This window comes from Collinsella aerofaciens, assembly GCF_018785245.1.
GTDB lineage: Bacteria > Actinomycetota > Coriobacteriia > Coriobacteriales > Coriobacteriaceae > Collinsella > Collinsella aerofaciens_AD.
In genome coordinates this window covers 1-14,479 of sequence record NZ_WQPL01000034.1, presented here as the reverse complement: position 1 = coordinate 14,479, position 14,479 = coordinate 1, and the positions used below count along the sequence as shown (strand labels likewise).

Below are 14,479 nucleotides of genomic sequence, written 5' to 3'. Positions count from 1 at the left end.
CGGCGGCCCGTTCTGGGCGCGCCTCAATCGTAGCCCGAGACGGTCCCGGGCTGACAATTTCGACTGTAATGGACGTTCTTGTTTGACTAGTCGTTTAAGAACGTCCCCAACGACTACATAGCACGAGAGTGGATGCTCTCCCGGTTTGAGCCTGCATTCAAGCTCAAAGTGGGAGATTATCCACTCTCGTTTTGTTTGTTGATTTCGATGCCTATATTTGTAGGAACAGTTCGTGGAGGCGGGTGTCTTCATCGAGTTCGGGGTGGAAGGTTACGCCGAGCTGGTTGCCCTGGCGGGCGGCGACGATGCGCCCGTCGACTTTCGCTAAGGCCTTGGTGTCGCCGTGCACCTCGACGATGCGGGGCGCGCGGATAAACGTCAGCGGCACTTCACCGTCGATGCCGGCTACCTGCCCCTTGGTTCGAAAGCTGCCGAGCTGTCTGCCGTAGGCATTGCGCTCGACAAGCACATCCATGGTTGCCAAACGCGGCGTGCCCTTATCGTCATGGGCGGCAAGGTCGTGAGCCAGCAGAATCAGGCCGGCGCAGGTGCCCAGGACGGGCATGCCTTCAACAATGCGGGCACGAAGCTCCTCGAGCATGCCCAACTCATCAAGCAGCTTCCCTTGAACGGTAGACTCACCGCCGGGAAGTACCAGACGGTCAAAGTCCTGCTTCAAATCAGCCGCCTGCCTCAGCTCAATACAACGTGCGCCCAGCTCGGACAGCCTCGCCTCGTGCTCGGCAAAAGCACCTTGGACCGCCAGCACGGCGACCGTCTGGTCTGCGTAATCGCTCATGTGCGATCCTTTCTGCTGGACTAGCGTCCGCGCTCTTCCATGATGATCTCGATCTCGTCGGCGTTGATGCCGACCATGGCCTCGCCGAGGTCCTCCGAAAGCTCGGCAATGAGCTTGGCATCGGTGAAGTTTGCCACGGCCTTAACGATGGCGGTGGCGCGCTTGGCCGGGTCGCCGCTCTTAAAGATGCCCGAGCCCACAAAGACGCCTTCGGCACCCAGCTGCATCATCAGCGCGGCGTCGGCGGGGGTCGCTACGCCGCCGGCGGCAAAGTTCACGACGGGAAGCTTGCCCGTGGCGTGGACATCGCGCACCAGCTCGACCGGAACCTGCAGCTGCTTGGCAGCCTCAAAGAGCTCGTCGTCACGCAGGGCAACAACGTCGCGGATCTGCTTTTGGATCTTGCGCATGTGGCGCACAGCCTGGACGACGTCGCCCGTGCCCGGCTCGCCCTTGGTGCGAATCATCGTGGCCCCCTCGGCAACACGGCGCAGCGCCTCGCCCAGATCGCGGGCGCCGCAGACAAACGGCACGTCAAACTGGGTCTTGTCGATGTGATAGACGTCATCTGCAGGGGAGAGAACCTCGGACTCGTCGATGTAATCGATCTCGATGGCCTGCAGGACCTGCGCCTCGACGATGTGACCGATGCGGCACTTGGCCATGACGGGGATGGAGACGGCTTCTTGGATGCCCTTGATCATCTTGGGGTCGCTCATGCGCGAGACGCCGCCTACGGCACGGATGTCGGCCGGGATGCGCTCGAGTGCCATGACGGCGCAGGCGCCCGCCTCCTCGGCGATGCGTGCCTGCTCGGGCGTGGTGACGTCCATGATGACGCCGCCCTTGAGCATCTGCGCGAGCTCGCGATTGAGTTTGACGCGATCGGCCTTGCTGGTCTGTTCTGCCATGGTTGCTCCCTTGGTTGGCATGTGCATTGCTTGACGGAACATCCTATCGGGGAGCTGGGTATGGCGAAATACTCAGTTTTCGAGATAATTACAAGGTCAGACTAATACCAGACTGAATGACTCGATAAGGTCAGGTGACAAACTCATGCTCGACTACAATTTGGAACAACGCGGCGAAGCATCGCTCTATGAGTATGTTTACCAGCAAATTCGAGATGATATCGTAGCTGGACGAATTGCGGCGGGGGAGCATCTGCCGTCCAAGCGCGCCTTTGCCAATCATCTGGGAATCAGTGTTATTACCATCGAGAATGCATATAGCCAGTTACTCGCTGAGGGCTATATTTGCTCAATGCCACGTCGTGGCTACTACGCTTGTGAGCTTCCGGATGCACCGGTTTTGGCTTCGGCTGCGGAGGGCATCGACCGAGATAACGCCTCTGCGGGTCCCAGCGCGCATGATGTCAACGGACAGGTCGAGCTATTCGATGCACTTTCTCCTTCCGCTTTGGAGGCGGCGCGGCTTTGGCAAAGCGCACTACGGGCGACGCTGGCATCCGAAGATGAGCGCGAAATCTTTTCGCCCGCACCGGCGCAGGGCACCGCTCGGCTACGACGCGCAATTGCTCACCATCTGCGTGGGACGAGGGGCATGAATGTCGATCCCAACAATATCGTTATCGGCGCGGGCGCCCAGCTGCTCGATACCATGCTGGTTCAGTTGCTTGGAGCCGACAAGGTGTATGCCGTTGAGGATCCGGGCTATTTGCGCCTGACGCGCATCTATCAGGCTATGGGCTGCAAAGTTCGACATGTCCCGTTGGATGACGACGGCGTGGACCTGAGCGCTCTGCAGAAAACCGGGGCCGATGTCCTTCACCTTATGCCGTCCCATCAGTATCCGACCGGCCTTGTGACGAGCATTGCGCGCCGCTACGCGCTGCTGAGCTGGGCCGCCGAGCGACCAGGTCGGTATCTCATCGAAGATGACTTTGATTGTGAGTTTCGCCTTGCCGGCAAGCCGATTCCCGCGCTCGCGTCGATCGATGCCGCCCAGTCGGTTATCTACACCAACACGTTTTCGAAGAGCCTGTCATCGGCGTTGCGTCTAGCGTACATGGTGCTGCCCGATGAGCTAATGGAGCGGTTTAGGCGCAACCTTGGGTTTTACGCCTCGTCGGTGAGCTCTGTTGACCAGGTCGCTTTGGCGCGTTTGCTGGAATCGGGTGATTACGAGCGACATGTGAACCGCGTGCGCGTTCGTGCTCGCGAGGCGCGTGATGGCCTGACCTCGCTTGTACGGAAAGCGTTTCCGGCAGGGGAGGTCTCGATCGAACACGCAGACGCGGGCCTTTACTGCACCGTAGTTGCGGAGCGCGGAGCGGGCGGAAGCTCTTTTGTGCGGGCCCTCACGCGCTCGAGTATCCCTTTTGTCGATATCAGTGGCTGTTATTGGTGTGCCGATGGCGCATCTGTCCCTGAAAACTCAAGTCAAATTCTTGTTCAGTATGACGATCTGAGTCCAAAAGTGCTTAACACCTTGGAATTGCAGCTAACGGGGGCATTCTGCAATCTAAGTGAGTAGACTTTTGGCACTTTGGCGACCAGGCAGTTTTATAACAAGCTATCTACCTGCGGTTTTGAAAAGCAGGATGACCGGCCTGCTCGGGATGTTCAAAAAAGTCTACTCACTTGCTGCATAAAGCTTTTGCATGCGAAAAAAATGGGGTTTTCAACAGAACTTCGTCCAGCTCTTGGCAAGCTTTTGGCCAGTTGGGGAGGGCTGTTGAAAACTTAACAGTCCGTTCGGCGCCATTTTTGGTGCGTTCGTGCCAATGCGAGTCAGGCTGGGTTGAAATTCGTGTTTTCCTGTGCCTATGAAAGATCTACTTTGTGACATATCGGCTTTTAGGTACTGGCGTTTGCCTCCTCAGGTCCGCGCTTTGTGTCCGCCGCTTCCACGGCCGGAAGAAGACCGGCAGCGATATGACCTCGCCCGCAACCCGACGGCTGCGGTCGCGCTCGGCTTTCCGTTATATACATTGGTTCGGACGAGAAACAAGCGGACTTGTCCAGCCAGCATTAGGCAGCGGCTGTTCTTGGGCGAGCTCCCCAGGGAATCCGTGCTGGAAACGGAGCATGGATTTTTGATTACGTCTCCTCTACTGACGGCATTCATCATGTCGCGGCATCTGACGGATCTTCAGCTTCTTTTGGTATTGGCGGAAATGTGTGGCTTGTTTGCGGTGTGCGCTCTGCCGGCAGCACTTGAGGCGGAGCTTACGCGTGCAATTGATTCGGGTGCGATTTCGACGACGTTGGGTTGGGTGCGCTGCCCGTCTGAGGACGGCACCGCTTCAAATTTATGGCGTCGAGACGCTTTGGTTTTGGGCAGAGACCTTGACCGTTTTTGTTCAGATGTTTGCGGGATGCGTTACGGCAATAGATTTATGGCGGTATCGCAACTCGTTCCATTGGGTGCCGCGTCGCCTTTTGAGGTCGAGGCGTATTTGTTGCTTGGACTGCCGCGAGCCCTGGGAGGCGAAGGGTTTTGCGGCATAGAGCTCAATGTCGAAGTGGCGCTAAGCACAAGTGCTCGAGCGATTGTGGGAAAGTCCCGTGTATATATCGACCTACTTCTTTCTTCGCCGGACGGCAGGCGACAGGTGGCCATTGAATGTCAGGGAAAGGCCTCGCACGGACGCGCAGGGGATGGCTTGCGTGACGCAGACCGCATGACGGCCCTTCAGGCGATGGGCTACGATGTGCTTCTCCTGACACACAGGCAGATATCCGATGAGGATAGATTCCGCGCGATTGTTGAGGCCGTATGCAGGATGCTCGATGCTGAATATCGTGATAAAAGCTCGGATGAGCAAAGGGCTGAGACATTACTCCGGTCTGAACTATTCGTGGACTGGACAAAATTGGGAGTAATCGATGGAAAGATGCCCGTTAGACACAAAACAGCTCGATCGTGGACGGTTGGGGAACTAAGTGAGTAGACTTTTGGCTTGATGGCGACCAGGCCGTTTTGCAACAAGTCATTTACCTGCGGCTTTATAAAGCAATATGGATGGTGTGCTCGGCAAGTTCCAAAAAGTCTACTCACTTGGTTTTTGACGAGAAACCGATGTCGAAGGTGGTCCTATTTCAGGGCGTTAACGCATTCTCGAGACACGAAAAAGGCCCGAACCAATACGGTCCAGGCCTCATCGAGCTAGAGGTTATGTCTCAGGCGTTTGGCTTAGCCAAAGTAGCGCTTGAGCAGGCCGGCGAAAGCCTTGCCGTGGCGAGCCTCGTCGCGAGCCATCTCGTGCACGGTGTCGTGGATGGCATCGAGGCCAGCGGCCTTGGCGCGCTTGGCAAGATCAGTCTTGCCGGCGGTGGCGCCGTTCTCGGCCTCAACGCGCATCTCGAGGTTCTTCTTGGTGGAGTCGGTCACGACCTCGCCCAGGAGCTCAGCGAACTTGGCGGCGTGCTCGGCCTCCTCGTGGGCAGCCTTCTCCCAGTACAGGCCGATCTCGGGGTAGCCCTCGCGATGAGCGACGCGAGCCATGGCCAGGTACATACCGACCTCGGAGCACTCGCCCTCAAAGTTGGCGCGCAGGTCGGCAACGATATCCTCGGAGACGCCCTCCATCTTGGCGACGCCCACGACGTGCTCAGCAGCCCACTCGAGCTGGCCCTCCTCCTGCTTCAGGAAACGAGAACCGGGAACGCCGCACTGGGGGCACTTAAAATCCTCGGGCAGCTGGTCGCCGTCGAACTCTTCCACATAACCGCAAACGGGGCAAACAAACTTCATGATTCGATCCTTTCGATCGATGGCGATGGTGCGCTCGTCCGGTCCCGTAAGGGCCCTCTCCGGACGTGCGTCTTGACGGGTTCTATTATCCATAAATGCAACCAAATGTGAAGCCTATTAGGAATGATTTTTAATAAAACAATTTTGAGATATGAAGATGTTGATTGATTAACGATTGGCAGGCTGTCTTTGACCGCTGCTGAGTACAATCGGTCGAGCAAATGTTGACCAATCAACAAATGAAGGAGCTTCCTTTATGCATCTAGCCCGCCGCGCCTGGTGCCGAACATATCAGACGGTTTTTCGCATTGCATTGCCGATCCTGCCCTATACCGAGCCGCGCATTCTGGAGCATGCCGAGGATGTGCCCGCGGTGCTTCAAAAGCGCTCGATCCAGAAGGTCCTTATCGTGACAGACCCTGGCATTGCACGTTTGGGACTCACGGCATCACTCGAGCGTGCGCTTACGGCTCAGGGGATTGGCGTTACGGTCTATGCCGAAACGCGTGCGAACCCCACGGTCTCGAATGTGGAGGAGGCGGCGTCCCTGTATCGAGAGCGCGCCTGCCAGGCCATTATCGGTTTTGGCGGAGGATCAGCCATGGACTGCGCCAAGGGCGTGGGCGCACGCATTGCGCAGCCAAGCAAGCCCATCAACAAGATGCGCGGGCTGCTGCGGATTCATCGTCGTCTGCCGCTGCTCATCGCCGTTCCCACCACGGCGGGCACGGGAAGCGAGGTCACGCTTGCGGCGGTAATTACCGATGACGAGACGCACTACAAGTATCCCATTAACGACTTTGTGCTTATCCCGCGCTTTGCGGCGCACGACCCCGAGTTTACGCGCGGTCTGCCCGCCTCCATTACGGGGCAGACGGGCATGGACGCCCTGACGCATGCCGTCGAGGCGTTTATCGGGCGAAGCACCACGCCCTATACGCGCAAGATGGCGCGACAGGCGGTGCAGCTCATCCACGACAATTTGCTCGAGGCCTATGAGCATGGCGACGACATGCGTGCGCGTCGCAATATGCTTTCGGCGGCGTATAAGGCGGGCGTTGCGTTTACCCGCTCCTATGTCGGATATGTGCATGCCATCGCGCACAGTCTGGGCGGCCGATACGGAATTCCGCACGGTTTGGCCAACGCTATCATCCTGCCGCACATGCTTCGCGCTTATGGTGACGCCGCCGCCCCCAAGCTTGCCGATCTTGCTCGCATGGCGGGCATTGCGCCGGCTACCGCGCAGGACAGTCTTGCGGCCGAGGCCTTTATCGATTGGGTCGACCGCATGAACGAGGCCCTGGGAATCCCCAAATATGTCTCGGGTATTCGCCGCTCCGATATTCCGCAAATGGCGGCCCATGCCGATGCCGAGGCCAATCCGCTATACCCCGTTCCACTTTTAATGGACCGTTTGGAGCTCGAGCGTATGTACGAGGTCGTTGCGGGTGGTATGTTTGAGGACGAGAACTAGGAGGGTCCATGAACACCGAGGAAATTGCGCGCATCATCGGCGACCAGCGCGCCTACTTTAAGACGCATGCCACGTTTGATGTCGATGCTCGGCGTCGTGCGCTCGTGAGTTTACGCGATACGGTACGGGCGCACGAGGCCGATATTGCCCATGCGCTCAAGACCGATTTGGGAAAGTCGCATGACGAGGCATATATGTGCGAGATCGGCACGTCGCTTTCCGAGATTCGTCATCAGATCGCTCACGTGGCTCGATGGAGTCGTCCGCGCCTGCGTCCGTGTGACCTTGCCAACGCCGTGAGTGTGTGCAAAACGCAAGCCGTGCCCTATGGCGTCACGCTCATTATGGCTCCGTGGAACTACCCGTTTTTGCTAACACTCGAGCCGCTCGCCGGCGCCCTTGCCGCGGGCAATACTGTGGTCATCAAGCCGAGCGCCTATGCTCCGGCATCGAGCGCGGTGCTCAGGCAAATCTGTGAAGAGGCATTTGATCCGCGCCTGGTGACGGTTGTCGAGGGCGGGCGCGTCGAGAACGAAGCGTTGCTCGATGAGTGCTGGGACAAGATTTTCTTTACCGGTAGCGTTCCGGTCGGCAAGCTCGTCATGGAGCGCGCAAGCAAAAACCTTACGCCCGTGACGCTTGAGCTGGGCGGAAAGAGCCCCTGCATCGTGGATGCGACGGCAAACTTGAAGGTCGCGGCACGGCGTATCGCCTTTGGTAAATGGCTCAACGTGGGGCAGACCTGCGTGGCGCCCGACTACCTGCTGGTCGATACGCGCGTGCACGATGAACTACTGGGCCTCATCAAGGAGGAGGTCCGTCGCATGTTTGGCGAGCACCCGCTCGATAACGAGGATTACGGGCATATCGTCAACGCCAAGCATTTTGCGCGCGTGCGCGGGCTGATCGATCCCGATAAGGTCGTGCTTGGAGGTACCGCGCGCGAGACTTCGCTCAAGATCGAGCCGACGATTTTGGACGGCGCGACCCCCGATGACGCCGTGATGCAGGAGGAGATCTTCGGTCCCATCTTGCCGGTGCTGACGTTTGAGAGCCTAGACGAGGCTGAAGCGTTTATTACGGATCGTCCGACGCCGCTGGCCCTGTATATCTTTAGTCAGGATCGCGCAGTTCAGCAGCGCTTTGTGCGTTACGTGCCCTTTGGTGGTGGCTGTGTTAATGACACCATTATGCATTTGGCCACGAGCCATATGGGCTTTGGCGGCATGGGGGCGAGCGGTATGGGACAGTACCATGGACGTGAGAGCTTCGATACGTTTAGCCACAAGAAGAGCATCGTGAACAAGGCAACGTGGTTGGACGTGCCATTCCGCTATGCCCCTTATGCAAGCTGGAAGCACAAATTCGTGCGCATGTTTGTGCATTAGAATCAGATAAGGATGAATTTATGTCCGCACGGGCCCGTAGACTTCTCGATAAGGTCAAACGCTGGTTTATCCGGCCGTTAGAGGAGTTGCCATGTACGAGCCTTCACGTGTTCTTCTGTCGTTTCATATCGCAGGATTTCAATATGCCGACGGTGCTTTGGTCCTAGGCGATCTTAAAGCGGGCGATAAACTGACGCTGTGTGCCGAGCACGATAATCCCCATGATCCCGAGGCGGTTGCGATCTATTACGGCAAGACCAAACTTGGCTACGTTCCGGGAAACGAGGTCGGCCCACTGTCCTTGATGATGTATTACGGCCACGAGGACGTATTTGAGGCCCGTGTGCAACAGGTTGCCCCCGAGCGCAGCCCGTGGCATCAGGTGCGCGTTGGGCTCTACGTGGTGGATGCTCGCTAGTCGGCAATGGAGGCTGCCATGTTTGATGACGATGACCTGTTTGATCTGGCAGATGATCCGTTTGAGTGGGATGTGCTACTCGATGACGATGAGCTGGAACAGGACCGTAAGATGCGGCAGGACAAGAAAACTCAGGGTGACGCTTCGAAAAAGCAAGACAAGCGCCGCCGCGGACTGTTCGGCGGGCTCTTTGGATAACCGCCGCATCGCTACGTCTGTATACTTAACACGAGTTGAACACGTTGCGAAATGAGGGCATAGACGATGATGTGGTTTACCGCCGACCTGCACCTGGGCGATACGAATATCTTGCACGACATGGACCGGCCGTTTGACTCGGTCGAGGAGATGAACCGCAAGGTCATCGATGCCATCAATGAGTGCGTGGCTGCGGACGACCGCCTCTATATTCTGGGTGACTTTACCTATCGTTTGCCCCTGGCGGAGGCGGTGCGCCTGCGCGAGCGTATCGAATGCCAGAACGTGACGCTCATCCGCGGTAACCATGACGGCGACTGGGAAGATTCCGACGTACCGCAGATTTGGGAAAACGTGCGCGATTACCTGGAGATTGCTCCCGGCTATGCCAAGGGCCATCGTCTGGTTATGAGCCACTACCCCATGCTCAGCTGGAACGGCAAGGCACGTGGCGCCATTATGCTGCATGGGCATATCCACAGCAGGGGTGACCGCGCCAACGCACGCAACCGCGATCGCGAGCGCCCTATCTTTCGCTACGATGTCGGTCTCGATGCCAACGATTACAAGCCCGTAAGCCGAGACCAAATCCTCGGCTTCTTTGGACTGTAATTCTCGAACCGTCACACAAACCGCCACAAAGGGGACAGGCGCCTTTGCGGCGGTTCTGGCGCCGTTGCCATTATGGCGGCGGCACCTTTTTTGTCCGTGCGGCGCGGTAGAGTGTAGGCGATTGAAATTTGCGTCCATCGAGGAGCTGCTATGAACGAGATCAGGTGCCCGCATTGCGGCGAAGTCTTTAAGGTCGATGCGTCCGGCTATGCGGATATCGTCAAACAGGTGCGCGATGCCGAGTTCTCGCGCGACCTGGATGAGCGTGTGAGGGCAGTCCAGCGCGAGGGTGAGCAGGCGCTGGAGCTTGAGCGCTCGCGTTCGTCGGCTGCCTTGCAAAAGGTAGAGTCTCAGCGCAACGCTCAGCTTGCCGAGCAGAAGAACACTGCGGAGCAGAAGCTGGCACAAGAGGTTGCCAAGCGCGATGCCGAGCTTGCCGAGCTGCGCGCCAAGCTCGAGGGCGCTGCCACGGAGCGCGAGAGTGCAAGCCAGCGCGCGGCGGTTGAGGCCCGTGCGGATGCGCAGAAGGAAAACGCAGAGCTCCAGCGTGAGATTGACAACCTGCGCGCGCAGCTGGGACGCAAGGATGACGAAGCCAAACTTGCCGAGGCGGCGGCGCGCAATGCTGCTCAAAACGATCTGTCCGCCCGCGACGCTCAGATTGCTGAGCTACAGGCAAAGCTCTCCGCTGCGGACAAGGCCCAGGAGATGGCGCTTGCCGCTGCCGCGGCAGAGTCGCAGCGTGAGCTCGATGCCGCTCGCAGTGAGGCCGAGCGCGCGCTTGCTGACTATCGCGCGAAGGTGCAAGAGAAGTTTTCCGCCGCAAAGGCTCAGTCCGAGCAAGAGGCCGAGGGCCTGCGTGCCCAGCTGCGCGAACAGGAGCTGACGGCCAAAATGAACCTATCGGAGGCGGTCGCCGCGGCGGAGCGTGAGCGTGATGAGGCGCGGGCCAAGCTGACGAGTGAGCTGGCGGTGCGCGATTCGCGTGAGGAACAGGCCAAGGCAGCCCACGAGCTTGAGCTCGCGCAGGCCAAGCGCGTGAGCGACGAGTTGATCCGCTACAAGGACGAAGAGATTGAGCGCCTTAAGGAAATGAAGATCCGCCTGTCCACCAAGATGGTGGGCGAGTCGCTCGAGCAGCACTGCGAGACCGAGTTTAACCGCCTACGCATGACGGCGTTTCCTAACGCGTACTTTGAGAAAGATAACGATGCGTCCGAGGGCACCAAGGGGGACTTTATCTTCCGCGAGTGCGACGCGAGCGGCAACGAGGTCATTTCGATTATGTTCGAGATGAAAAACGAGAACGACGAGACCGCGACCAAGCACAAGAACGAGGACTTCTTTAAGAAGCTCGACCACGATCGTCGCCAGAAGGGCTGTGAGTATGCAGTGCTCTGCACGCTGCTCGAGCCCGAGAGCGAGCTTTACAATGCCGGCATCGTGGACGTGAGCTATCGCTATGAGAAGATGTACGTGATCCGCCCGCAGTTCTTTATTCCCATGATCACGCTGCTGCGCAACGCTGCCATGGGTTCGCTGCGCTATAAGCAGGAGCTGGCGGAGTACAAACAGCAGAATATCGACGTCACAAACTTCGAAGCCAAGATGGAAAAGTTCAAGAATGATTTCGGTCGCAACTACGAGATCGCGAGCCGCAAGTTCCAAACGGCGATCGATGAGATCGACAAGACGATTAGCCATCTGCAGAAAACCAAGGAGGCGTTGCTGTCCTCCGAGAACAATCTGCGCCTAGCCAACAAGAAGGCCGACGATCTTACCATTCGCAAGCTCACGTGGGGCAACAAGACCATGAAGGCGGCGTTTGACGAGGCGCGCGGGGCTGCGGCGGAGACAAACGATGAGCCAGCCGAGGCGGATTCGTATGAGGTCGAGGATGCCGAGTAAGGCATAGCGCATAGTGCAAAAGCGGGGCCGCTGGCGATATTGCCAACGGCCCCGCTTCGTTTCGTTCCATTGTGCCCGGCTAGTTCCCGAGCAGGTCCTCGATAAAGCCGACGCGGTAGTTTTTGAAGATGACCTCGCCGCCGTCTTGCGTGGCGTCCAGATCGACATCGCCCATGATGCCAAAATCGTGGTCGCCATCTTCGTCGGCAAAGATCTGGTGCACGTGCCACACGTGATCGGTCTTCTCGTCGGATTCATCGATGGAAAACATCGCGGCGCTGCGGGCATCTCCGTCGGTGAGGATTTCCTCGTGCTGCTCGTGATAGGCGTCGAGTGCTTTTTGCCAGCGGATCTCGCTCATGCCCCAGTCCTCGTCGAGCTCGCCCAGATCGCGCACGTGTCCGCGGGCTGCAAGGGTTACGCGGCGGAAGAGCGCGTTGCGCACCAACAGCGTGCAGCCGCGACGGTCCGCAACGACCTCGTCGATGCCCTGCGGCGGCGCGGCGTCGAGGGCAGCCGGGTTGCCGGCGTTTTCCCACTCGTCCACCAGGCTCGAGTCGACCGAGCGCACCACAAAGCCCAGCCACGAGATAATGTCGCGTAGGCGCTCGTCGCGCTTCTCGATGGGTACGGTGCGGTCGAGAGAACGGTAGGCCTCTGCCAGGTAGCGCAGCAAAATGCCCTCGGAGCGGGCGATGCCGAGCTTTTGAATGTAACCCTTAAAATCGCTCGCGCTTTCCAGCATATCGCGCAGGACACTCTTGGGAGAGAGCTGGTAGTCGTTTGCCCAAGGCACTTCCTGGCAGTACTTGTCAAAGGCGGCGTCGAGCAAATCCTCGAGCGGCTTTTCGTAGGTGACGTCCTGAATGCGCTCCAGACGCTCCTCATAGTCGACGCCGTCGGCCTTCATCTCGGCCATAGCACGATCACGTGCTGCGCGCTCCTGTGCGCGCAGCACCTGCTTGGGATCCTCGAGCGTAGCCTCGACCATCGAGATCAGATCCATGGTATAGGTCTCACTCTCGGGGTCGAGCAGCTCCAACGCGGCAAGCAAAAACGGCGAGAGCGGCTGATCGAGTGCGAAGTCCTCGGGCAGATCGACCGTCAGCGCGTAGTCGATGTCTGGTGCGGCGTCAGCCGGGGCGTCAGGTGCGGGCGGCACCTCGGTGCGAACGACGACGCCGGAGTCGATGAGCGTTGCGAAGATCTCGTCGGCGCGAACTTCGAGCTTGGCCTTTTCCTCGGGGGCCTGCAAGCTCGTCTCGATGAGGTCGTGCACGCGGGCGCGAGCGTCGCCGCCCTGCTCGACCACGCTAATCACCATGGAGTGTGTGATGCGAAGGCGTGGCTTGAGCGTTTCGGGCTGCGTCTCGATCAGGCGCTCAAAGGTCTGCTTGTTCCAGGTGACAAAGCCCTCGGGGGCCTTCTTCTTTTTAATCTTGCGGAGCTTCTTGGGGTCGTCGCCCGCCTTGGCCATGAGCTTGGCGTTCTCGATCTCGTGCTCCGGGGCCTCGGCGATGACCATGCCCTCGGTATCAAAGCCAGAGCGACCGGCGCGACCGGCGATCTGATGGAACTCGCGGGCGCGCAGGCGACGCATCTTGTAGCCGTCAAACTTGGTGAGCGCGGTGAGCACCACGGTATGGATGGGCACGTTGATGCCGACGCCGAGTGTATCGGTGCCGCAAATGACGGGCAGTAGGCCCTGCTGCGCCAAGCGCTCGACCAGCAGACGATAGCGCGGCAACATGCCAGCATGGTGCACGCCGACGCCGCATCCAAGCAGGCGTTTGAGAATCTTGCCAAAGGCCGTCGAGAAGCTCGTTCCCTTTGCTGCTTCTTTGATGGCCTCGCGCTGCTCCTTGCTGGCAATGCCAAAATTGGCGAGCGACTGCGCCGTCGCAAGGGCGGCATCCTGGCTAAAGTGCACGATATAAAGCGGGGCCTCGCCACGGCGCATGGCGAGCTCGACCGTGCCCTCGAGGGAGGTCGTCACATAGTCGTAGCTCAGCGGAACGGGACGTGGGGCATCGACAACCAAGTCGCAAGCAGTGCCGGTGTGTTCCTCGAGTGAGGCGGCGATGGCGGTGACATCGCCGAGCGTGGCGCTCATGAGCATAAACTGCGCGTGGGGTAGGGTGAGCAGCGGCACCTGCCAGGCCCAGCCGCGGTCGGGGTCGGCAAAGTAGTGGAACTCGTCCATGGCCACGCAGCCCACGTCAGCGCCCTCGCCCTCGCGCAGTGCATCGTTGGCAAGGATCTCTGCCGTGCAGCAGATGACGGGCGCCTTGGTGTTGATATGCGTATCGCCGGTGATCATGCCGACGTTATCGCGGCCAAGCACCTGTACCAGGTCGAAAAACTTCTCGCTGACCAGAGCCTTGATAGGGGCCGTGTAGTAGCAGCGCTTGCCCTGTGCCATGCCCATAAAGAGCATGCCCAGCGCGACAAGCGACTTGCCCGATCCGGTCGGTGTTCCCAAAATGACGTGATCACCGGCAGCCAGATCCATGAGGGCCTCTTCTTGGTGATCCCACAGCTCAATGCCGCGGTCGCTCGTCCATTCAAAGAAGCGTTCGAAGGCTTGGTCGGGCGTGAGCCACGGTTCGGGCCCACTGCCGTCCTCGGGCTCCCACCAGGTGGGGGAGAGCGCACCGAGCGAACCGAACTCTGCCTCGGTTCCCGTGCCGCCCGAGAATGAGCTGGCAGCGCCGGCGCCGGAGACGGTGCTGGCGGCGGTATCTGTCGTGGTCTGTGCCATGTGGTTGCTTTCTCTCGCGATTGTCCGCCAACTATTATGGCGTAGCGGCGGCGTGGGGTGCCAGCGCGCGAGAAAATGCAGGAAATGGGCGTTCTGCCCAGCCGTTTAGTGTAGTCGCTAGGGTAGTGTCGAGAAAGTTGGTGTAAGGGCCCTTGCGGCCCCTGTGTCCGATATCCGGAATCAGTTGATATCCTAGGCC

At 59.0% G+C, this 14,479-nt stretch carries 12 protein-coding genes; 8 read left to right on the top strand and 4 right to left on the bottom strand.

What is annotated here, in order from left to right:
- Positions 1-211: 211 nt before the first annotated feature.
- Together pdxT and pdxS are read right to left on the bottom strand one after the other, a co-directional pair.
- The gene (gene pdxT / locus GPK39_RS08035; protein WP_215674912.1) at positions 212-799 is read right to left on the bottom strand and encodes a pyridoxal 5'-phosphate synthase glutaminase subunit PdxT; all 588 of its coding nucleotides are present in this window, start codon (positions 797-799) and stop codon (positions 212-214) included.
- Between the two features lie 20 nt (positions 800-819).
- Positions 820-1,710, bottom strand: a complete 891-nt coding sequence (gene pdxS / locus GPK39_RS08030) for a pyridoxal 5'-phosphate synthase lyase subunit PdxS (RefSeq protein WP_215674910.1) — start codon at positions 1,708-1,710, stop codon at positions 820-822.
- A gap of 145 nt (positions 1,711-1,855) precedes the next feature.
- Here pdxS and pdxR point away from each other — a divergent pair, with 145 nt between their 5' ends.
- The gene (gene pdxR / locus GPK39_RS08025; RefSeq protein ID WP_215674908.1) at positions 1,856-3,295 is read left to right on the top strand and encodes a MocR-like pyridoxine biosynthesis transcription factor PdxR; all 1,440 of its coding nucleotides are present in this window, start codon (positions 1,856-1,858) and stop codon (positions 3,293-3,295) included.
- 538 nt (positions 3,296-3,833) lie between these two features.
- A complete protein-coding gene (locus GPK39_RS08020; protein ID WP_215674906.1) occupies positions 3,834-4,715 on the top strand; it encodes a hypothetical protein in 882 nt (293 codons plus the stop codon).
- A gap of 242 nt (positions 4,716-4,957) precedes the next feature.
- On the opposite strand, the gene GPK39_RS08015 is transcribed toward GPK39_RS08020, so the two are convergent.
- The gene (locus tag GPK39_RS08015; RefSeq protein WP_022094328.1) at positions 4,958-5,518 is read right to left on the bottom strand and encodes a ferritin family protein; all 561 of its coding nucleotides are present in this window, start codon (positions 5,516-5,518) and stop codon (positions 4,958-4,960) included.
- A gap of 256 nt (positions 5,519-5,774) precedes the next feature.
- Between GPK39_RS08015 and GPK39_RS08010 the strand changes: the two genes are divergently transcribed.
- The 6 genes from GPK39_RS08010 to GPK39_RS07985 all read left to right on the top strand — a co-directional run bounded on the left by GPK39_RS08010 (position 5,775) and on the right by GPK39_RS07985 (position 11,519).
- Positions 5,775-6,995, top strand: a complete 1,221-nt coding sequence (locus GPK39_RS08010; protein ID WP_215674904.1) for an iron-containing alcohol dehydrogenase — start codon at positions 5,775-5,777, stop codon at positions 6,993-6,995.
- An 8-nt stretch (positions 6,996-7,003) separates the two neighbouring features.
- Entirely contained in the window at positions 7,004-8,383 is a 1,380-nt protein-coding gene (locus GPK39_RS08005; protein ID WP_215674902.1) for an aldehyde dehydrogenase, read from the top strand.
- A 91-nt stretch (positions 8,384-8,474) separates the two neighbouring features.
- The gene (locus tag GPK39_RS08000; RefSeq protein ID WP_215674900.1) at positions 8,475-8,801 is read left to right on the top strand and encodes an HIRAN domain-containing protein; all 327 of its coding nucleotides are present in this window, start codon (positions 8,475-8,477) and stop codon (positions 8,799-8,801) included.
- A gap of 18 nt (positions 8,802-8,819) precedes the next feature.
- Positions 8,820-8,999, top strand: coding sequence for a hypothetical protein (locus GPK39_RS07995; RefSeq protein ID WP_035137042.1), 180 nt, complete (start codon positions 8,820-8,822; stop codon positions 8,997-8,999).
- A gap of 66 nt (positions 9,000-9,065) precedes the next feature.
- Positions 9,066-9,611, top strand: coding sequence for a metallophosphoesterase (locus GPK39_RS07990; protein ID WP_215674898.1), 546 nt, complete (start codon positions 9,066-9,068; stop codon positions 9,609-9,611).
- 150 nt (positions 9,612-9,761) lie between these two features.
- Positions 9,762-11,519 carry a DUF2130 domain-containing protein gene (locus GPK39_RS07985; RefSeq protein ID WP_215674896.1) on the top strand — a complete coding sequence of 586 codons (1,758 nt, stop codon included), beginning with the start codon at positions 9,762-9,764 and terminating at the stop codon, positions 11,517-11,519.
- Positions 11,520-11,598: 79 nt separating this feature from the next.
- On the opposite strand, the gene GPK39_RS07980 is transcribed toward GPK39_RS07985, so the two are convergent.
- Positions 11,599-14,280 (bottom strand): DEAD/DEAH box helicase, encoded by a 2,682-nt coding sequence (locus GPK39_RS07980; RefSeq protein ID WP_215674894.1) that lies wholly within the window; start codon positions 14,278-14,280, stop codon positions 11,599-11,601.
- Positions 14,281-14,479: the final 199 nt, after the last annotated feature.

Coding starts and splice junctions, on each gene's coding strand:
- pdxT (WP_215674912.1), bottom strand. CDS start 799: ATGAGCGATTACGCAGACCAGACGGTCGCCGTGCTGGCGGTCCAAGGT.
- pdxS (WP_215674910.1), bottom strand. CDS start 1,710: ATGGCAGAACAGACCAGCAAGGCCGATCGCGTCAAACTCAATCGCGAG.
- pdxR (WP_215674908.1), top strand. CDS start 1,856: ATGCTCGACTACAATTTGGAACAACGCGGCGAAGCATCGCTCTATGAG.
- GPK39_RS08015 (WP_022094328.1), bottom strand. CDS start 5,518: ATGAAGTTTGTTTGCCCCGTTTGCGGTTATGTGGAAGAGTTCGACGGC.
- GPK39_RS08010 (WP_215674904.1), top strand. CDS start 5,775: ATGCATCTAGCCCGCCGCGCCTGGTGCCGAACATATCAGACGGTTTTT.
- GPK39_RS08005 (WP_215674902.1), top strand. CDS start 7,004: ATGAACACCGAGGAAATTGCGCGCATCATCGGCGACCAGCGCGCCTAC.
- GPK39_RS08000 (WP_215674900.1), top strand. CDS start 8,475: ATGTACGAGCCTTCACGTGTTCTTCTGTCGTTTCATATCGCAGGATTT.
- GPK39_RS07995 (WP_035137042.1), top strand. CDS start 8,820: ATGTTTGATGACGATGACCTGTTTGATCTGGCAGATGATCCGTTTGAG.
- GPK39_RS07990 (WP_215674898.1), top strand. CDS start 9,066: ATGATGTGGTTTACCGCCGACCTGCACCTGGGCGATACGAATATCTTG.
- GPK39_RS07985 (WP_215674896.1), top strand. CDS start 9,762: ATGAACGAGATCAGGTGCCCGCATTGCGGCGAAGTCTTTAAGGTCGAT.
- GPK39_RS07980 (WP_215674894.1), bottom strand. CDS start 14,280: ATGGCACAGACCACGACAGATACCGCCGCCAGCACCGTCTCCGGCGCC.